We start from the raw sequence: 19,260 nt of genomic DNA on the forward strand, positions 1-19,260 counted from the left end.
TCACTGATTACTTTTTGGCTGCGCCATTACGGTTGTACACTTTCAAGCTGGTTTGGGTACGTTCACCGCTTCCTTCAGGCACGTAATCGACATTTTCATACCAGGCATTAGGGTTAAGTGTCTGCTCTGTTTGTAACTGATTAAGCGACACGCCCAAAGTAGGATCATTTGCACAACCCAATAAGCCCAACGATGTGAAACAAACAGCGAAATACATTGTCTTTTTCATTTTGTTCTCCATCTATAAACTGTGACCAAACTGCCCTTCGGTGCCACCTTTGCCTGTCGCGTATTGGTAGCTAGAATGATTACTGCTATCGGTCACTGTAGAGCCGTTAACTCGGTATTTATCAAAGTCCAACGTCGCACCTTTACCAAGCAAATAGAACTCAACGTCATTCGGACTGATAAAGCCATCTGTTGGTAGCGTGATATTTCGTCGGTCGACCGGTTTAGCTAATCGGGGAGTGACCAAAATCACCAATTCTGTTTCGCCAGAAACAAACTCCTCACTTTTAAACAAACGTCCAAGCACCGGGAGTTCTGAAACGCCCGGTAAGCCAGAGTCAAGATTTCGCGCATTTTCACTCAACAGGCCAGCTATCCCTATCGTCTGCCCATCCGCAAGTTCCAATGTGCTGCCTGCGCGACGAGTGGATAATGTTGGAACAAAATACGCAGCATTGGTCCCACCTGGGCTAAAGGTTAATGCTCCTGATGCGGTTAACTCGCTCACACTCACATTGAGTTGTAAGTTGATTTTTTTATCGCTCAAGATGTAAGGAACAAAAGCTAACTCTACGCCATATTCCTTGTAATCCACGGTAATTCCATCTTCGTTAGGCACAGGGACAGGGAACTCACCACCCGCGACGAAGTTGGCTTTTGTCCCACTCAGTGCTGTTAAGCTTGGCTCAGCCAGCACTTTTGCCACCCCATTTTGTTTAGCGACATCAAGCGCAAACGTGAACAAGGTATTGCTATCAATAAATGATCCCAAAAATCCAAATTCATTGACACCTGGTGCGTTAAGTACAGGTAAGATCGCATCATTAACACTTTCCATCGCACCGCCGACGGATGTTGCGCCCCACGTCCAATCACCACTCTTTTGGAAAAAGTGGAAGTTTGAATCAAAACGGCGAACCAGTGAACGTTGAACTTCTGCTACGGTAACCTCTAAAGTGACTTGTTGAGCGCCACCAATAGACAGTAAGTTTATGATCGGACTGGCATTTTGCTCTTCTTCGCTTTCATCAACAGATTTCGCTGCGGCAAAGGTTTCGGCAACTTTAAGGGCCACGTCCATGTTTTGTTGATTACTGACTAAACCTTTCAAAACAATCTTGTCCTGAGAGGTATGAACTTCAATCGTTTCATCCGGCAAAAAGTCATTAAGCTTTGATTTAAGAGTATTTAAGTCGTGAGTGACCTCAACATTAAATGACTCAATAATGCGACCTTTTCTATCCCAGACTGAAACATTTGTTGTTCCCAATTTTTTGCCAATCAAAAATAGTTCATTGGATTTGAGCATTAAGATATCTAACACACTAGGGTCACCCAAGGTTACTTTTTTGGCACTACCTGAAATGATTAATTGAGTCGATTGATGATGTGGAACACTGACAATGCGTCCAGACTGTGCCGCTGCACTAACAGGAACACTCGTACTTGCAATCAGTATGCTACAGAGAATAAGGATTATTTTTTTCATAACTCACCTAGTTGCTTACTCGAACATTAGACGTTTGAGTTCCTTTTATTATTGTCACGCTAGGTCTTGGCGTGTAACGAACGACCGAGGGTTTATCAATCGTATGTGGGTTACGCAGTGCCAATTGGATACTACCTTTACTATTTTCAGTGAGTAGTTTTTCTGCCTCTCTTGGCGTCACTTCCAATGTCACCGCTCGAACGATGACTGGCTTGTTATCTTTGGTTCGCGCGGTTTGATCCACAGCAAGAACCTTAAGGTTCTTTAACACCGTTTTGGTGTAACCACTTCTTGTATTGAGCACATCTACCTTATTACCTGGTAATAGGAAGCCCGCTACCCCTATGACATCGTTCACTCGTATGGTCAGCGCTCGTTTGTCTTCCGGGATCATTGCCGCCAGCGTCGCTCCTTCGCCAGGCAAGGTGATTCGATTTTGGTTGACCAACTCGCCTTTATAAATCGTCGTTGCAACGATCTGACCAAGTGCCTGAGCTTGTGTCTTTAGAGTACTCTCCTCTATCCAATCCACTTCCATTAACTTTGTACCAAGGTGCTTTTCTTCAATGATCGTTCCTGGCTCTAGCTCTGTTGCAGCAATCAGTACGGGATGGCGTTCAACTTTTTCCAACTCGACAGTCGGCAACTTTTGATTATCCATCCACTGCTTTGCTACCATGACTGCGCCCAGCCCAAAAGCAACTGACAGCAACAAAAGTAAAGTAATTTGTGTTTTGCTCATGGTATTCTTCCTTTACTCATCGACGGTAAAATAAAGCCCCCAAGCGCGCGAGAGAATCTCAGCGGACACCCGTTTGCCTATTTGCTCAAATAGCATTATGTCTCTGCTAATTCCCAACATGTCCTTTGGTAAACATGGGAAATAACCAGTCCCTGTTTCTTCATGAAGTTGAACTAACTGTTGGAAGAAGTCCTCAGCTAAGGTCATCTCATAAGACGTAGCGAGTTCCATCCACAGTTGGCAGTAATCGTCTAATTCAAGTTGCTTAAATTCGATCTTGTAGCCTAAACGGCGCAAAAATGCTGGGTCGGCAATTGAGCTAGGCGACAGGTTAGATGAAAACGCCAGAGTCAGTAGAAAAGGGACGGACGTTTGTTGACCATTGGGCAGCCCAAGGTGATCGACAAAATACTCCATGGGGACAATCCAGCGGTTTAGCAAAGCCGCAACGGGCATGGTTTGACGTCCGAGATCGTCAATCACCAGAATTCCGTTATTGGCCATCATCTGAAGAGGCGCATTCCAAACACGATTGTGTTCACTGTGGTTCACCTCCAACATTTCCATGGTGAGTTCGCCACCCACTTGGATATTAGGCCTTTCACACAACACCCAACGTTTATCATAGTGGTTATTAAGTTTTACGAAGGCTTTGGTATGAGAGTTATCTACTCGCTTGTGGTGATGCTCGGAAAAGACTTTGATGATATTGCCATCAGCAAATACCGCATGTGGGATATACACTGAGGTATTCAGCGCATTCAACACCCGTGCGGCGACATAACTTTTCCCCGTCCCCGCATGGCCATAAAGCAGCAATGCCCTGCCAGAGTTAATGGCTGGCCCTAATACTGGGATTAATCGCTCCGCCCCATACACATCCGAGAGCGCTCGCTCCACATCCGCTCGCGTAATGGGTTGGTTGCGTAAATCCTGCCGCTGAACAATATCCCAATATTGCTCTAGCGAAACGGGCACCGGCCCAATATAAGCATCTTTTCGAAAGGCTAACTCCGCTTCTGCTAATCCGAGCTCGGTTAAGCCATAGCGAACATTTGAATAAGTACTGGTGGCATTTAACGGTTGGTAGACCTCCACCCAGCTGCGACTACGTAAATGAGCTAAAGCGGATTCAATAATGTTGGAGACCACACACATTCGGTTAGAGAGTTCGATCAAATCCGACTTAGGGTGGGCTGACAAATGTTTAATCAATAAGCTTTCGACCACCGCAGCGGGAACATCTAAATGCTCTTCTGATGCTGGGACTGAAGGTGGCTCGATTTGCGGCACTAGATTGTCTTTGAAGACCGTAGCCATAGACGGTGCCCTCCTATTATTTGGCACTTCTTTTGTGGGCATTCCTTGCCCAAAATGAGTTGGCGCGACCTAGTGAATGTAAAAGTAATACGCCAACCCTACTACAATCGCAGGAGCAAAAGGGATCACCAGTGGCTGCTGGCTTCTCCAGCCAGGCGTCACTTTTTGCACCGCGTATGCCTTAACCTGCTGGTTAATGGGCTCCGTTGAAGATGCCAAGTGTAACGCCAGGTAAAACGCCCCGATCACACCACCTGCGATGATGATATAGGGCGTCACTTGCCACATGACATCCGCGCCCAACCACAAACCGATCACCGCAAGTAATTTCACATCTCCTCCTGCCATGGCTCGAGTGAGATATAAAACAAAACCAATGGCAAAAGTGGCTAAAAAACCTTTTAGGTGCAGCCACCACATCACCTCTTGTTGTTGAAATAACTCAACCATCACGAACAACAACAGCGCGAGAACAAGGGGGTTGGGGATACGGTGTCTCTGTGCATCAGAGACACCTGCCAGCATCAAAATAAGCCAAATACCATAGCTCATAAGACGCAATAGCCGCTCTTCATAATCAAAATCTATCCATTCGTGCTATCTCCCGTTAAGTCCCTGAATGTCACTAGTAATATTTTGAAATTCAGTACCTAGCGTTGACCAGAAGCCTAACCCTAACATAGCTGAAACAATTAGAGCTGCACCTAAAATATATTCAAGCAAGGTCAAGCCTTCTTCATCATTCCAAAAATCTTTGAGTACTTGTGTGAACTTTTCCATTTGAATTCCCCTATAATCCTGTACAAAGGTTTAATAACGCCAATTACATCACCCGAAAGAGTGATGCTCCTTCTTGAGCTTAAGTCAGTAAAGTGCCAACCCGTTAGGACTTTTTTGCCTTTAATTGAGACTTTTTTGACATACTGATATACATGCCATTAACAATCATCAAAACAGTGATTGCATTCACAAATCAAATGGTTACTTTCCTTTTCATTTCTTACCAGTCATTTAAACTAAAAGTGCTACTCATTTATTAGATTAGAGTTCTAAGCAGTAATAAAAATATCAACATGTGTGCTTATAAGCTTGATGACGTAGCTTTCTCTTTTATAACGCTGCAATCTGGTAAGAATTATCATGAAGACAAGGATGGTTTGGCTAGGAATGCCTGTAAGTGATTTGCCTGTAAGTTGCGCGGAGCAACTCACCGACGTATTCGACGTACAGGAATGTTTTGAAGACATCTCAATTATCAGTGAGCCTGATGTGGATATGTGCGTATTATTTCTCGGCAATAGGGAAACACGCTACTTAGGCACGTTGGGCAAGCTTTGTGATAACCTCGGGAAAAAGCTGTTCGTTCTTCTACAAAGCCCGCTTCAAGCGCCTTTACCCGCTTCGAGCGATAGCTTGGAATTAAGCCTTTTGGATGAATCCTTTTTTCCAGCTTGGCTGGAACGCCTCAAGTTACGGTATTTGATCTCAGCAAAAGCAAGTTCCAAGGCGATTATTATTCCTCGCCCATTAACGATGCCTTCGCCCTCAGCCTCTATTTCCGACGAGTTGAAAAGCGTCATTCGCTTTATCGACGACAATTTTCACCAAGAAGTAAGAGAAGAAGAGGTCGCAAGTTTATGCCATTACTCTCCGAACTATTTTTCTAAATACTTTCATCGGGAGATGGGGATATCGTTTCGGAACTATCTGACATCCAAGCGGCTGTCCCAAGCTCAACGTCTACTCAAAGAGCAACCGAAATCGAAAATTGCTTACATCGCGTATCAGTGTGGGTATCACGATGTGTCCTATTTTTCTCGGATCTTCAAAAAGAAAGTCGGAATTTCTCCTGCTACTTATCGGCATCAAGTTTAAGTCGTACTCGCCGTGCGAAATTTGTTTCATGAACGCTATCTTCGCCACAGAATTGTGCAAAATTCATTCACACCGAATGGATTAACATGCTAAGTTTTACAATAGGTTAACAACTATAAGTACAGCAAGATAACACATGGAGTCACTGACAATGAATCAGCCGAATATCAATAGTACTGCAGGTTGCGCTCTCCCGCCGCCAAATGAAATGATTCTTAAGTGGGCCGAAGTGCGCCCAAATGAGGTTTATTTAAAGCAAATTATCGACCGACAGTTTGTCGAATTTACCTTTGCTGAGGTGGCCGATCAAGCCCTCAGACTCGTCAGTGCGTTGCGCAGTTTGGGGCTTAAACCCGGCGATAAGGTGGCGTTGGTATCGAAAAACTGTGCAGAATGGTTTATCTGCGATCTCGCCATGATGTTGGGTGATTATGTCAGCGTGCCAATCTTTCCGACGGCAGGTACCGATACCATTGAGTACTGTATTACACACAGCGAAAGTAAGGCCCTGATTGGGGGTAAATTAGATGACCCTACCGCCACGCAAAAAGTCATTGATGGGCTAGCCGATATTATCAGCATCTCACTGCCTTATGACTCGGCTCCACAGTGCCAATATCAATACAAGCAATTGATTGCGAGCGCCGCACCTAGTGAAGAGCGCCCGCAGCATTACGATGACAAGTTGATGTCCCTTGTCTATACCTCTGGGACATCCGGTTTACCAAAAGGGGCAATGCTCACTTACGGCGCCTTCAGTTGGTCTGCACAGCAACTCATTGACCACATCGGTATTCAAGAAGGTGATCGCCTGTTCTCATACCTCCCACTCGCTCACATTACTGAACGAGTGTACATCTTTGGTTCCTCTATCATGGGAGGTGTGCAGACGGCATTTCCTGAGTCTTTGGATACCTTTATCGAAGATGTAAAAATGTACCGCCCAACGTTGTTTATCTCGGTTCCTCGCCTTTGGACCCTATTCCAACAACGCATTCAGGATAAACTGCCACAGAAAAGGCTCAATATTCTGCTGAAAATTCCATTTGTGAACACCTTGATCAAGAAAAAACTGGCAGAAGGACTTGGTTTAGATCAAGCGCGTGTTTTAGGCTGTGGATCTGCCCCTGTCTCTCCTGCGTTGCTCAAGTGGTATCATTCCGTCGGCTTAAATATCACCGAGGCGTGGGGGATGACCGAGTCTTTCGCGTACAGCACGCTCAATTATCCATTTAACGCTGAAAAAATTGGGTCGGTTGGTAAAGCAGGACCAGGCATCGAACTGAAGATCGCCGACGACGATGAAATCATGGTTAAAGGCAAGGGGTTGTTCTCTGGCTATTATAAAAATGATATCGCAACGCAAGAATCATTTGATTCCGAAGGCTGGCTGCATACTGGCGACATTGGAGCTATCGATGCAGAAGGTTACCTGACGATCCAAGGTCGTAAAAAAGACACATTTAAAACCGCCAAAGGTAAATTTGTTGCGCCAGTACCTATCGAGAAAAAGCTTTTCGAATACAGCCGTGTTGAGATGATGTGTTTGATTGGTTTAGGTTTGCCTGCACCGATTCTCTTGGTGGTTCCACATAATTTCCCGAACTTCGATAAAGAACGCTATGCACGTACGACTAGCAAAGTCATTGCAAAAATGAATCAGGAGTTAGAATCACATGAGCAGATCAAAGGAGTGCTCATGATCCAAGATCCTTGGAGTATCGAAAATGGAGTGCTCACGCCAACGTTGAAGATAAAGCGCCACGTGCTTGAGCAGAAATACCATGATATTGGCCACAATTGGCCGAAAGGGAAGTTAGTATTGTGGGAAGGTGATCTTGCCTCAAAATAACATGGTGGCCAATGAAAAATAGTCAAAACCACTCTTATATTAATTAGATAACAGGGCTTATAAAAAACCAACGCTTTCATTAGCGTTGGTTTTTTTATCGCAGAATTTCTATTGACTCGGCGTAAATCAGTTACAAATTAATTACCAATATTTCTTTCAATTTTAATTTCTAACGTCTTGACACTTCTTAAACCAAAAACAACATTACTAGCTTATTTGAGATTCAAACTGCCTTTGAGTAATCATCAGGGACATTTTCCATATCAATACCGTTAGTACTATGCTCACTAAACCATCACTAAAATAGTGCCAGCCTAAAGCAACAGAACCTACAAGTATCACTCCACCATAAAGGCCAAAAACTAGTCCTAGCGTTCGGTTTACAGAATTCATCCCCAAAGCCATAAGCACAGACATCGACACATGCATACTTGGCATCGCAGATATCCCACTCCCTAACATTTCTTTACCATTGGCGTAGGAGTCCCAAAGTTCATCTTGTGTGTCTAACGCAAAAAGTCCATGGTAGCCGTTGGCTATCAACCAATCATGCTGTTGATGTAGCAAATTCATCAACTCATCATAATCATGGATATTTGAGTCGAGTCTAGAAAGAAATGCAGGTCCTGCACTAGACAATATAGTCGCAGCAATCATGCCCAACAGCAACCAACACAATATCCAACTGACCAGATAGCAACTTCTCTTCTTCGAGCGTGAAGCGAGTATGAAATAGCACAAAATGCCCCATTGGAGGAAGAACCATATATTGTAACAGTAATTTATCATCATGGTTAAGAATGGGGAGTCTAATACTCTATGCATTATAGACCACGGAGCTTGACCTCCAAAAACCCATGCATCAATATCATGAAAGAGTGCATCATATTTAAATGGATTCACTAATGGGATCATAGATTTGGCAGTAGAAAAACTTGATATAAATAGACTCAATGCGGTTAATAATATAAATGCAGAAATGATTTTTGCTCGATAATCAAAAACTCTTTTTATTTGATACCAATAACACAATAGCGGGCGGGGTTCTTTATTCTTGATCAGAATAAAAAAATAAATAGTCGCGAGCAAAGCTACCGTAAGCCAAATGATAATTGGTAATGTATTAGCGTAAGCAAAAAATGAGACCTTGCTTTTATAGCCATAAAAGTAAGAATATGATGTAACTGACAAGCAAATAATGCTTATCATCGCATAAATCAAGCTATCTTCTTGTATATGCTTGAGTATATTCGTTACTTCTTGCCTTAGAAGTCTAGGTATACAAAGTAAATTTCTATATAGTATTACTAGCATATTCTACAACCATTCATTTTTCATTACATATTAATTTACAATAACAATGAATATCCAACAATTAATAAGTATTTTTTCACGACATTTTCTAATCAAAGTGTTATCTATCCCTCTAATTACCCATTCAGATTGACTAATTCATTTTAAATGTATTTTTTGTAAGGATTCTATCACCATAAATCTTCATCACTACTTAATCTTCAGGCATAAAAAAGCCCCGCACTAGGCGGGGCTTTAATGTCTTAGAGTTAACTTAAGAATTACTTCTTAGCGTTACGCTCTTTAACTTCTGCAATCACTTGTTCTGCCACGTTGTTTGGACATGGGTTGTAGTGAGAGAATTCCATAGAGAATTGACCACGGCCAGAAGTCATCGTACGTAGAGTACCGATGTAACCAAACATTTCTGATAGAGGTACATCACCCTTGATACGTACGCCAGTAGTACCCGCTTGTTGATCTTTGATCATACCGCGACGACGGTTAAGGTCACCGATTACGTCACCAACGTGGTCTTCTGGAGTGAACACGTCAACTTTCATGATTGGCTCAAGAAGTTGCGCGCCAGCTTTAGGCATAGACTGACGGAATGCGCCTTTAGCAGCGATTTCGTAAGCGATAGCTGAAGAGTCAACTGCGTGGAAGCCACCGTCGAATAGTTCAACTTCTACGTCTAGAGTTGGGAAGCCAGCTAGAACACCGTTGTCCATCATGCTAGCGAAGCCTTTCTCTACTGCAGGCCAGAATTCTTTAGGTACGTTACCACCAACAACTGTTGATTTGAACGTGAAGCCAGAACCAGCTTCCCCTGGGCGGATGCGGTAGTCGATCTTACCGAACTGACCAGAACCACCAGACTGTTTCTTATGCGTGTAGCTATCTTCAACTGCTTGAGTGATAGTTTCACGGTAAGCTACCTGTGGAGCACCTACTTCTAGCTCAACGCCGTAAGTACGCTTCAGGATGTCTACTTTGATGTCTAGGTGAAGTTCGCCCATACCTTTAAGGATGGTTTCGCCTGAATCTTCGTCAGTTTCAACTTGGAATGATGGATCTTCTGCAACCATTTTACCGATCGCGATACCCATTTTCTCAGAACCGTTTTTATCTTTAGGCTTAACAGCGATAGAGATTACTGGTTCTGGGAAGATCATTGGCTCAAGAGTACATTCGTGCTTAGGATCACATAGAGTGTGACCAGTCTTCACGTTCTTCATACCAACAACTGCGATGATGTCACCAGCTTGTGCTGAATCGATCTCGTTACGCTCGTTCGCGTGCATCTCAACCATACGGCCGATACGCTCAGTCTTACCAGTAGCAGAGTTAAGGATCGTGTCACCTTTCTTCATCTTACCAGCGTAGATACGGATGAACGTTAGTGCACCGAAGCGGTCGTCCATGATCTTGAACGCAAGCGCTTTTAGTGACTCGTCTGCAGATACTGTTGCAACTTCGCCAGTTGGCTCACCAGTTTCTGGGTTAGTTAGTGGTTGAGGATCTACTTCTGTTGGAGAAGGTAGGTAGTCAACTACTGCGTCAAGAATAAGTTGGATACCTTTGTTCTTGTACGCTGAACCACAGTAAGTTGGGAAGAATGCTAGGTCACGTGTACCTTTACGGATACAACGTTTGATGTCTTCTAGAGAAGGCTCTTCGCCGTCCATGTAAGCCATCATTAGGTCATCGTCTTGCTCAACAGCAGTTTCGATTAGCATTTCACGGTATTCAGCAGCTTGGTCTACTAGATCAGCTGGAATATCTTGAACTTCGTAGTTCTCTGGAAGACCTGAGTCATCCCAGATGTAAGCTTTTTGGCTTAGTACGTCAACAACACCACAGAAGTCATCTTCGATACCGATTGGTAGAGTCATAACTAGTGGAGTAGCACCTAGAACGTTTTGTACTTGCTCAACAACTTTGAAGAAGTCAGCACCCATACGGTCTAGTTTGTTAACGAAGATTAGACGAGATACGTGAGACTCGTCCGCGTAACGCCAGTTAGTTTCAGACTGAGGCTCAACACCACCTGAACCACAGAATACACCGATACCACCGTCAAGTACTTTTAGAGAACGGTAAACTTCGATTGTGAAGTCAACGTGTCCAGGAGTATCGATGATGTTTAGGCGGTGATCGTTCCAGAAACAAGTAGTAGCAGCAGACTGGATTGTGATACCACGTTCAGCTTCCTGCTCCATGAAGTCAGTAGTAGTTGAACCGTCGTGAGTGTCACCGATCTTGTGGATTTTACCAGTTAGCTTAAGGATACGCTCTGTAGAGGTAGTTTTACCCGCGTCTACGTGAGCAAAAATACCAATGTTTCTGTATTTTGATAAATCAGTCATTGTCTTACTCTGTTAATAAGGTATAAAGTGCGCGCAGAGTATATCACATTCTGTCAAGACTGATACCCTTGCGTGCGGCTATGGATAAAAAATATTTAGCGGGGGAATCTACCCCAAAACAATAGCCAAGTGTAGTATTTTGCGGTGAAAAATCCCAGTTTTTCGCCATCCAACGGTTACGAGTGCCCAACTTGATAGCAACTCACAACTCATCAAACGCTTCTATCGCCTCTGAAAGCTTCTTCACGCCGTGGATTTGCATTCCTAGGATGCCACCTTTCGGCATATTGGCGGCTGGTACGATGGCTTTCTTGAAACCGTGCTTAAAGGCTTCATTCAAACGTTCTTGACCGCTTGGTACCGGACGAATTTCACCCGCCAAACCAACTTCACCGAATACCACTACATCTTTGGGTAATGGGCGATCGCGGAAGCTGGATAAAAGCGCCATGACCAACGCAAGGTCTGCACTGGTCTCTGTCACCTTCACACCACCAACCACATTCACAAACACATCTTGGTCTGCCATTTGTAAACCGCCGTGCTTATGCAGGACCGCTAATAATAAAGAGAGGCGGTTTTGTTCCAGACCTACTGCAACTCGACGTGGGTTTGCTAATTGAGAATAATCCACCAGCGCCTGAATTTCTACGAGTAGAGGGCGAGTCCCTTCCCATACCACCATAACCGAAGAGCCTGACGTTTCTTCTTCACCACGTGATAGGAAAATAGCGGATGGGTTACTGACTTCTTTTAGCCCTTGTCCTGTCATGGCAAACACGCCTAACTCATTCACCGCACCAAAACGGTTTTTATGGCTGCGTAGCGTTCGGAATCGACTGTCTGTTCCGCCATCTAATAAGACGGAACAGTCAATGATGTGTTCAAGTACTTTAGGCCCCGCCAGCGTACCGTCTTTCGTTACATGACCAACAATAAAGACGGCAACGTTATTCTGCTTTGCGTAACGAGTTAGCGCGGTTGCGGATTCACGGACCTGCGCGACACTCCCTGGAGAGGATTGAACGTCAGAAACATGCATAACCTGAATCGAGTCAATCACCATAATGCGAGGCTGTTCTTTCTCTGCGATTTGGCAAATGCTATCTACATTGGTTTCCGATAGCATTTTTAAATGCTCTTTTGGCAACCCTAAACGAGACGCTCGCATCGCTACCTGCTGCAATGATTCCTCACCCGTGACATATAACGTCGGCATTTGTGACGATAATAAACACATGGTTTGTAATAGTAAGGTCGACTTACCGGCCCCCGGACTACCACCAATCAAAATGGCCGCACCTGGGACAACACCGCCGCCAAGTACTCGATCTAACTCTTTAAAGCCGCTGGTAAATCTAGGCACTTCTTGCAAGTCAATCTCAGATAGCGTCTGTACTTTTGACTCGGTTGCAGAACCTGCGTAACCACTCAAGCGCTCATTGCGAGCAACGGTTGGCGACGCTGCAATTCGAACTTCAGTAATCGTGTTCCACGCGCCACACGCATTACATTGCCCCTGCCAACGTGGAAAGTCTGCGCCACAATCATTACAAACATACGCTCGTTTTGCTTTCGCCATGATGCCTCGATTTTTAAACACTCAATATTTTCAACAAATGTGACCAAACACTGTTACGCCAGTGCCTACCTAACGATAACTATTGATATACTCAAGCTTTGCTAGGTTTAGCCGATACAAATTAAATAACGACATACTCTAACAGAAATCATGCAGCAATCTGAAATACTCTCGCTCGCTGAACGACTGATTCCCACTTACGGTGCCGATGACTTCGATTTCGTTCTCAGCCAACTGACAGAAGGCGAACCACCATCAACAAAGTTACTGGTGAAAATGGAACTCAATCGTGTGATGGCGCCGTGCACCAAAAGCATCGACCTTCGAGGCCGCGTGAATGGTGAGTGCCGTAAATATCTTTTAGATGGCATCTCGCATTGGCTAGATGACGTTGCCTTTAATGCCTATCACAGAAACATCGAGAAGTTCGGTGGTTACACTGAAGGTATGTGGGAAGCGCTAATCAATACACGTAATAGCTTTCGCGCATTGAATAAGAACGACGACATAGATGACGCCAAATCACTTGCCGACCCCAACAGTCCCTTTTTGGCAGAGCCTATTCATCTAGGCTACGATTTAAAGCGTCAGGAAAAGCGTCTCAAGGTTCAGTCTCAAGTCGAAATTATTCGCTCAAATGGCCAAACTCTCCATGCCCTAAGCATCGACCTTTCCTGTTCGGGTGCCAAATTTAAAGTTCCTAGCGCATTCAATTACAGTTTGGGCGAGGTGCTTCAGGTGACCTTTACTGAATTGGCCAATAAATCCCAAGTCATCGGCATAGAGAAGGCGCTTGCGTACCGCGTACTCGCAGTGGACGATTGCTATGAAAATAACGCTGTCCGTTATCTGCGCACTATTCGTCTAACCAAAACGAACATTGTTGCACAAGTCATTGATGAAGCTTTAAATAGTGCGACGAAGCGCGCTCGCCATGATAATCAGGACAAAATCATTCGATTACGCACTCGCGGCTACGAAAACATTTCATTAAAACACACCAGTAATTTACCGCTGTTCTTTGAAGGCAGCGAGCTGAAGCTGGCCATGTTGACAGAAAATAACCAAAAGTTATGGCAATACTGGCATGATGAACGTAACCAACAGGTATTTGGTTCCTTATTTCATGAACAAAGAATGGCATCACTGATTACTCCAGGTGTAAAAGGCACCACCAATGTCATTTACTCTTTCACGCACGAGCACGAAAACAAAACGTATTTCTATTCGATGCTGAGGCCTGAAGCAAGCAGAGAGCAACGCCAGCTGTTTTGGCATCTTGGCGCAAAAAGACCAAGCTGGCGGGCATTTTGCCTCTCCATTTTTGAATTATCCGAACAAGAGAAGCATGACCTCGCGACATTCTCGGCAGAGCTGGCAGACCGTTCACACTCATTGACTCACATCGGTATTTTACAAGAAATAGCCGATCAGGAATCGGGGCAAGATTACCTATTGACCGAGAAGCCTCGCTTACTGGCGAATACACTCAATGTATTTCGTCATCCTCGCAAAATCATCGGAAATCCAAAAGGGATCTATTTTGACGCAAAGTCACGTCGAAAGGAGCCCCGCTACCGATTTAAAACTCCATTGGAGTTCAAATACGACACGATAAAAACGGCTGGTTTTACTGCTGATATCTCTAAGCGCGGCCTAAACATCAGGTTAGATGAACCCGCATTATTGCGCTCCGGACAAGATGTACTGATTAACTTTCGTGAGCTTCAGCTTTATGACAAAAAGTTACCTTTAAGCGCTGTACCTTATCGCGTAGTCCGAGTGAGCCCTGACGGCCTCAATGTTCAATTGGTGATTGACGAATATAGCAAAACCATGCGAGTCATTGCGTTTCTTAACAGTATCATTGAGCACAACCAAGATAAGCTTATTCCACAAAAAGAAGTGCTGCCAAACCATGATCTTTTAGAGAGGTTGCATAGCCTGCTTCTATCACGCACGTTGAGTACGCCTATCTTTATCGGTAAGAGCGCCGCGTCTTCCGTGAGTACACCAGTCATTGGGGTAAATTTTCCGTTACCAAAGCACCTCGAACTCTATGCTCGCTTAGGTCACAACCAAATGTTTTCATTGGAACCTCTGTTTAAAGGCCGCTCGAACACGTTAATTGCAGATCCAATCAAGCGTATTGACGGAGCGGAAGCAAAACATCAGGATATCTATACGAGCGTGACAAAAATCGGTACGACAATCACCGCCGTGGAGTCAAAGTTACCGCAAGAGTTTGCCAATTTGAAAGAGCGTATCCTCTTCATCAAAAAAGCTCGTATGATGGGCGATTTTTATGCCACAAGGATATCAACCGCACCAATCTTTGATCCTATCACTAGCTTGTTGCGTCAGGATTTAGAGGACTTATCCCAATTTAGTATCCACCAAGCAAATAAACTCGAAAAAGAGTTAACCGCATTAGTCGGCTATAGTGAGTTTGAAGACATCACCGAAGAAGTCATCGTAAGATTAGAATTGACCGAATAGCAAAACACCGCCAACTTGGCGGTGTTTTATTATCTTACTGTCCATTCCATTATGGCTTCGACTTCCAGCTGATTTTTTGCTGCTTCACCAACGCCCCCGAAAGAATACACAACACGCCACCTAACCCAGCGAATCGCACCGAAGCTTGAGCCTGCTCCTCCACCTTTGGTTTCGCGTGGTAGGCAATACCTAACCCAGCAACGGACATCATCAGCAAGTCATTTGCGCCATCGCCAACAGCGACGGTATTGTGCAATTCAATATCGTACTCTAGGGCCAACTCGACCAAAATATCCGCTTTAGTCTGGGCATTCACCACATCGCCTAATACTTCACCGGTGAGCTTGCCTTTAACAATATCCAGTTGATTCGAACGCGCAAAATCCAGCCCTACGCTCTCTTTTATATGGTCAGAGAAATAGGTAAAACCACCTGATGCAATCGCTGTTTTCCAGCCTAACGCTTTCAATGTGGCGATCAAAGATTCAAAGTCTGGCATGAATGGCAATTGACTACGCACTTGTTCGAGAATGACTTCATCCGCCCCTTTCAACTTCCCAACGCGCTGACGCAAACTTTGTTCAAAATCTAGCTCACCTAGCATGGCGCGCTCTGTCACCTCAGCCACTTCCTCTCCGACACCGGCTAGCTTGGCAATTTCATCAATACATTCGATTTGAATCGCCGTGGAATCCATATCAAATACGATAAGCCCGGGAGCAGAGAGATCCGGTACTTCATTCAGCGAGGCATAATCAAGGTTGAGGCTTTTCAGAATAGTCTCATGCTCCGTGGTGAGTTCTCCCCCCATCAGAGCCACTTCATACTGACCCACTTTCCAAGTATCTAAAACTGGAGTGTAAAAGCCTGTAAAAAAGTCGATATCTTCAAACAGGCCGGGAGTAAGGCACGGTGCAAAAACAATCCAGTTCGCTTTGGCTTTATCCCGCTGAGTCGCAAATCGAGTTTCAGGTAGTCGTTTTAAAAGAGTCGTGTGCCTTCTGATAGGCAAGCTTTTTGACGCATCCATGTATATAATCCCTTATGACTTTGCTAAAACGTTACCTCAACAAACTAAAAAGGCAAGTCTTTGTTTTATTTTGAATGGACGAGTAAAGTGCATGAGTGAATCTTTGTTCTCAGTAAAGAATGCCTTACGAATTTTAGCGTTAATCTTGCTGGGTTTGATGCTATTTTTCACATTTAAAAATAGCGTAGTGATAAGTAAAGGCAACGAAAAGATTCAAGCACAGCAGCTTGAGACTCTGAGTCGAGTGTTGATCTCTCAGGCTTCGTTGTCTGCCAGCGAAATGATTTTGAATAAAGATCAAGAGCGGCTTCTTAAGCTGACCAACCAACTCGCGCAAGATCGCTTAGTATTCGATGCGACCATTTATAATGCACAGGGCGTAAGATTAGCATCGAGTGAAGGCGCACTATCCGTGCGAGAAGTCTTAGGGCTAGATACGCCACTGGCTACCGCATCAATTGGCCGCCAACAATTGGTTGAACCAGTATTTTCAGATGACGCGATCATCGGTTTTGTCCGCGTCACGTTTGAAACTGGTCGCGTAACCGCCATCTCCGATCATCACTATCGCAAAAGCGATCGTTACATGTACATGATGGTATTGATGAGCTTTGTGTGCGGCATGTTGTTTATTATGATTTTACGTAGACAGTCGATCCGCCGTAAGAAAGGTGAGAACCTGCTTTTGACCAAATAATAGCAATCGTAACAAAGAGCTGGTCATTATTTCGAATAAAAAAACAGCCCGCTTTGTGCGGGCTGTTTTATTTACGTATTGCTTTAACTAAAAAGATGACTCTACGTCGCTTATTCTTCGTCACCAAGCAGTACAGAATCTAGTGCGATCAACATCATGTCGTTGAACGTATTTTGACGCTCTTCCGATGTGGTTTGCTCACCTGTTTTAATATGGTCAGAAACCGTACAGATCGTCAGTGCTTTTGCACCGTACTCTGCTGCAACGCCGTAGATGCCCGCCGCTTCCATTTCCACACCAACGATGCCGTACTTGTCCATTACGTCGAACATGTCTGGATCTGGCGTGTAGAACAGTTCAGCTGAGAATAGGTTACCTACTTTTACGTCTACGCCGCGCGCTTTTGCTGCTTCTTCTGCTGCGCGAACCATTTTGTAGTCAGCGATGGCTGCGAAATCATGACCTTTGAAGCGGATACGGTTGACTTTAGAGTCCGTACACGCGCCCATACCGATCACAACATCACGTACTTTAATGTCTTCGTTTACTGCACCACAGCTACCTACACGGATTACTTTCTTCACGCCGAAATCTTTGATCAGCTCAGTCACGTAGATTGAACATGATGGGATGCCCATACCGTGGCCCATTACAGAGATCTTACGGCCTTTGTAAGTACCTGTGTAACCAAACATATTACGAACATCACATACTTGAACAACATCATCTAAGAAAGTTTCAGCGATGTATTTTGCACGTAGCGGGTCACCTGGCATTAGAACGACGTCTGCGAAAGCACCCATTTCTGCGTTGATATGTGGAGTTGCCATGTTTTATTCCTTAACCTGTCTCTAGCGTTCACCTCTGATGGAGGAATGGACTAGATTGATATGATTTTGACAAGCAGTATTCTAATGCCTATCTAGATAAGTAAATGGTCCAATTATTTAGATAGGTTTAGCACTGCGAACATAAAACGAGGAGCTATCATGCTCCCTGTTTTCAATAGTTTATCTATTATAGAAAGTTCTTACCGTATTCCATTGGAGAAATACCGAAGTACGTTGCCAATGTTTGGCCGATATCTGCAAAGCTATCACGACGACCTAATGAGCCTGCTGGCACTTTCTTACCGTAAACGACCACTGGAATGTGCTCTCGTGTATGGTCAGTACCTGGCCATGTTGGGTCACAACCGTGGTCCGCCGTTAGGATAAGTACGTCGTCTTCTTCCATTATATCGAGAACTTCGTTGATACGGCCATCAAAGTATTCAAGTGCCGCAGCATAACCAGCCACGTCACGGCGGTGGCCATAAGCTGAGTCGAAATCTACGAAGTTCGTAAATACGATGGTGTTATCACCCGCCTCTTTGATTTGCTCTAGCGTTGCTTCAAACAATGCTGGAATACCTGTCGCTTTCACTTTCTTAGTGATACCACAGTTTGCGTAAATATCTGCGATCTTACCGATAGAGACGACGTTACCTTGCTTCTCTTCTACTAGCTTTTGGAGAACCGTTGTCGCCGGTGGCTCAACAGACAAATCACGACGGTTACCAGTACGCTCAAACTGACCTTTACCCGGGCCAATAAATGGACGCGCAATCACACGGCCGATGTTGTAATCTTCCAGCTCTTCACGCGCAATTTGGCACAGCTCAAGTAGACGCTCTAGACCGAATGTCTCTTCGTGACACGCGATTTGGAATACTGAATCTGCAGAGGTGTAGAAGATCGGCTTACCCGTCTTCATGTGCTCTTCACCCAGATCATTCAGTACTTGCGTACCAGATGCGTGGCAGTTACCTAGGAAACCGTCTAGGCCAGCACGCTCAAGGATGCGGTCAGTCAGCTCTTTCGGGAAGCTGTTCGCTTTATCAGTGAAGTAACCCCAATCAAAAAGAACAGGTACACCTGCGATTTCCCAGTGGCCTGAAGGCGTGTCTTTACCTGATGAAAGCTCAGCCGCATGACCATAAGCACCGATGATTTCAGCTTCTGCGTCTAAGCCCGGTGCGAAGCGACCAGTTGACTCTTTGTGTGCCATTGCCAGACCGAGTTTCGATAGGTTTGGAAGACGAAGTGCGCCTTGACGCTGCTCGTTATCCGCTAAGCCTTGCTCACACTGGTCAGCGATATGACCTAGCGTGTCTGAACCTACATCACCAAATTGCTCAGCATCTGCGCTTGCACCAATGCCGAATGAGTCTAGTACTAAAATAAATGCTCTTTTCATTGCTCGTTCCTTAGGCCCACTCGGTGTCTTAGCTATAATTGAGCAG

Annotated in this window: 16 protein-coding genes; 4 read left to right on the top strand and 12 right to left on the bottom strand. The window is 44.7% G+C overall.

What is annotated here, in order from left to right:
* Window positions 1-7 precede the first annotated feature (7 nt).
* The 6 genes from AK966_RS02860 to AK966_RS02885 all read right to left on the bottom strand — a co-directional run bounded on the left by AK966_RS02860 (window position 8) and on the right by AK966_RS02885 (window position 4,559).
* Complete coding sequence (locus AK966_RS02860; RefSeq protein ID WP_253252700.1) at window positions 8-229, bottom strand: hypothetical protein; 222 nt, start codon at window positions 227-229, stop codon at window positions 8-10.
* Between the two features lie 12 nt (window positions 230-241).
* On the bottom strand, window positions 242-1,717 hold the full coding sequence (locus AK966_RS02865; RefSeq protein ID WP_119463497.1) for a type II and III secretion system protein family protein: 1,476 nt from the start codon (window positions 1,715-1,717) through the stop codon (window positions 242-244).
* Between the two features lie 7 nt (window positions 1,718-1,724).
* A complete protein-coding gene (gene cpaB / locus AK966_RS02870; RefSeq protein WP_119463498.1) occupies window positions 1,725-2,459 on the bottom strand; it encodes a Flp pilus assembly protein CpaB in 735 nt (244 codons plus the stop codon).
* A 12-nt stretch (window positions 2,460-2,471) separates the two neighbouring features.
* Window positions 2,472-3,779, bottom strand: coding sequence for an AAA family ATPase (locus tag AK966_RS02875; RefSeq protein ID WP_119463499.1), 1,308 nt, complete (start codon window positions 3,777-3,779; stop codon window positions 2,472-2,474).
* A 69-nt stretch (window positions 3,780-3,848) separates the two neighbouring features.
* Window positions 3,849-4,331 carry a prepilin peptidase gene (locus AK966_RS02880; RefSeq protein WP_119463500.1) on the bottom strand — a complete coding sequence of 161 codons (483 nt, stop codon included), beginning with the start codon at window positions 4,329-4,331 and terminating at the stop codon, window positions 3,849-3,851.
* 45 nt (window positions 4,332-4,376) lie between these two features.
* Window positions 4,377-4,559: a Flp family type IVb pilin gene (locus AK966_RS02885; protein WP_119463501.1), complete on the bottom strand. Its 183-nt coding sequence runs from the start codon at window positions 4,557-4,559 to the stop codon at window positions 4,377-4,379.
* Window positions 4,560-4,931: 372 nt separating this feature from the next.
* On the opposite strand from AK966_RS02885, the gene AK966_RS02890 reads away from it, so the two are divergent.
* On the top strand, window positions 4,932-5,654 hold the full coding sequence (locus tag AK966_RS02890) for a helix-turn-helix transcriptional regulator (protein ID WP_220473340.1): 723 nt from the start codon (window positions 4,932-4,934) through the stop codon (window positions 5,652-5,654).
* A 151-nt stretch (window positions 5,655-5,805) separates the two neighbouring features.
* On the top strand, window positions 5,806-7,506 hold the full coding sequence (locus AK966_RS02895) for an AMP-binding protein (protein WP_182852560.1): 1,701 nt from the start codon (window positions 5,806-5,808) through the stop codon (window positions 7,504-7,506).
* A 207-nt stretch (window positions 7,507-7,713) separates the two neighbouring features.
* On the opposite strand, the gene AK966_RS02900 is transcribed toward AK966_RS02895, so the two are convergent.
* From AK966_RS02900 to radA, 3 genes are all read right to left on the bottom strand, one after another.
* Window positions 7,714-8,820 (bottom strand): phosphatase PAP2 family protein, encoded by a 1,107-nt coding sequence (locus AK966_RS02900; RefSeq protein WP_259343730.1) that lies wholly within the window; start codon window positions 8,818-8,820, stop codon window positions 7,714-7,716.
* Window positions 8,821-9,080: 260 nt separating this feature from the next.
* On the bottom strand, window positions 9,081-11,168 hold the full coding sequence (gene fusA, locus AK966_RS02905; protein WP_119463504.1) for an elongation factor G: 2,088 nt from the start codon (window positions 11,166-11,168) through the stop codon (window positions 9,081-9,083).
* 202 nt (window positions 11,169-11,370) lie between these two features.
* Window positions 11,371-12,750 (bottom strand): DNA repair protein RadA, encoded by a 1,380-nt coding sequence (gene radA / locus AK966_RS02910; RefSeq protein ID WP_099080207.1) that lies wholly within the window; start codon window positions 12,748-12,750, stop codon window positions 11,371-11,373.
* Between the two features lie 150 nt (window positions 12,751-12,900).
* On the opposite strand from radA, the gene AK966_RS02915 reads away from it, so the two are divergent.
* Window positions 12,901-15,249, top strand: a complete 2,349-nt coding sequence (locus AK966_RS02915) for a PilZ domain-containing protein (RefSeq protein ID WP_119463505.1) — start codon at window positions 12,901-12,903, stop codon at window positions 15,247-15,249.
* 49 nt (window positions 15,250-15,298) lie between these two features.
* Here the strand turns inward: AK966_RS02915 and serB are convergent, their stop codons facing one another.
* Window positions 15,299-16,279 carry a phosphoserine phosphatase gene (serB, locus tag AK966_RS02920; RefSeq protein ID WP_119463506.1) on the bottom strand — a complete coding sequence of 327 codons (981 nt, stop codon included), beginning with the start codon at window positions 16,277-16,279 and terminating at the stop codon, window positions 15,299-15,301.
* 91 nt (window positions 16,280-16,370) lie between these two features.
* On the opposite strand from serB, the gene AK966_RS02925 reads away from it, so the two are divergent.
* Window positions 16,371-16,976 carry a YtjB family periplasmic protein gene (locus AK966_RS02925; protein WP_099080204.1) on the top strand — a complete coding sequence of 202 codons (606 nt, stop codon included), beginning with the start codon at window positions 16,371-16,373 and terminating at the stop codon, window positions 16,974-16,976.
* Between the two features lie 110 nt (window positions 16,977-17,086).
* On the opposite strand, the gene deoD is transcribed toward AK966_RS02925, so the two are convergent.
* Window positions 17,087-17,806 carry a purine-nucleoside phosphorylase gene (gene deoD, locus AK966_RS02930; RefSeq protein WP_099080203.1) on the bottom strand — a complete coding sequence of 240 codons (720 nt, stop codon included), beginning with the start codon at window positions 17,804-17,806 and terminating at the stop codon, window positions 17,087-17,089.
* A gap of 187 nt (window positions 17,807-17,993) precedes the next feature.
* On the bottom strand, window positions 17,994-19,214 hold the full coding sequence (locus AK966_RS02935; protein WP_119463507.1) for a phosphopentomutase: 1,221 nt from the start codon (window positions 19,212-19,214) through the stop codon (window positions 17,994-17,996).
* Between the last annotated feature and the right edge of the window lie 46 nt (window positions 19,215-19,260).

This window comes from Vibrio sp. PID23_8 (assembly GCF_003584965.1).
In the GTDB taxonomy this organism is placed as follows: domain Bacteria; phylum Pseudomonadota; class Gammaproteobacteria; order Enterobacterales; family Vibrionaceae; genus Vibrio.

Coding starts and splice junctions, on each gene's coding strand:
- radA (WP_099080207.1), bottom strand. CDS start 12,750: ATGGCGAAAGCAAAACGAGCGTATGTTTGTAATGATTGTGGCGCAGAC.
- cpaB (WP_119463498.1), bottom strand. CDS start 2,459: ATGAGCAAAACACAAATTACTTTACTTTTGTTGCTGTCAGTTGCTTTT.
- AK966_RS02890 (WP_220473340.1), top strand. CDS start 4,932: ATGGTTTGGCTAGGAATGCCTGTAAGTGATTTGCCTGTAAGTTGCGCG.
- AK966_RS02915 (WP_119463505.1), top strand. CDS start 12,901: ATGCAGCAATCTGAAATACTCTCGCTCGCTGAACGACTGATTCCCACT.
- deoD (WP_099080203.1), bottom strand. CDS start 17,806: ATGGCAACTCCACATATCAACGCAGAAATGGGTGCTTTCGCAGACGTC.
- AK966_RS02895 (WP_182852560.1), top strand. CDS start 5,806: ATGAATCAGCCGAATATCAATAGTACTGCAGGTTGCGCTCTCCCGCCG.
- fusA (WP_119463504.1), bottom strand. CDS start 11,168: ATGACTGATTTATCAAAATACAGAAACATTGGTATTTTTGCTCACGTA.
- AK966_RS02925 (WP_099080204.1), top strand. CDS start 16,371: ATGAGTGAATCTTTGTTCTCAGTAAAGAATGCCTTACGAATTTTAGCG.
- serB (WP_119463506.1), bottom strand. CDS start 16,279: ATGGATGCGTCAAAAAGCTTGCCTATCAGAAGGCACACGACTCTTTTA.
- AK966_RS02885 (WP_119463501.1), bottom strand. CDS start 4,559: ATGGAAAAGTTCACACAAGTACTCAAAGATTTTTGGAATGATGAAGAA.
- AK966_RS02935 (WP_119463507.1), bottom strand. CDS start 19,214: ATGAAAAGAGCATTTATTTTAGTACTAGACTCATTCGGCATTGGTGCA.
- AK966_RS02875 (WP_119463499.1), bottom strand. CDS start 3,779: ATGGCTACGGTCTTCAAAGACAATCTAGTGCCGCAAATCGAGCCACCT.
- AK966_RS02880 (WP_119463500.1), bottom strand. CDS start 4,331: ATGAGCTATGGTATTTGGCTTATTTTGATGCTGGCAGGTGTCTCTGAT.
- AK966_RS02865 (WP_119463497.1), bottom strand. CDS start 1,717: ATGAAAAAAATAATCCTTATTCTCTGTAGCATACTGATTGCAAGTACG.
- AK966_RS02860 (WP_253252700.1), bottom strand. CDS start 229: ATGAAAAAGACAATGTATTTCGCTGTTTGTTTCACATCGTTGGGCTTA.
- AK966_RS02900 (WP_259343730.1), bottom strand. CDS start 8,820: ATGCTAGTAATACTATATAGAAATTTACTTTGTATACCTAGACTTCTA.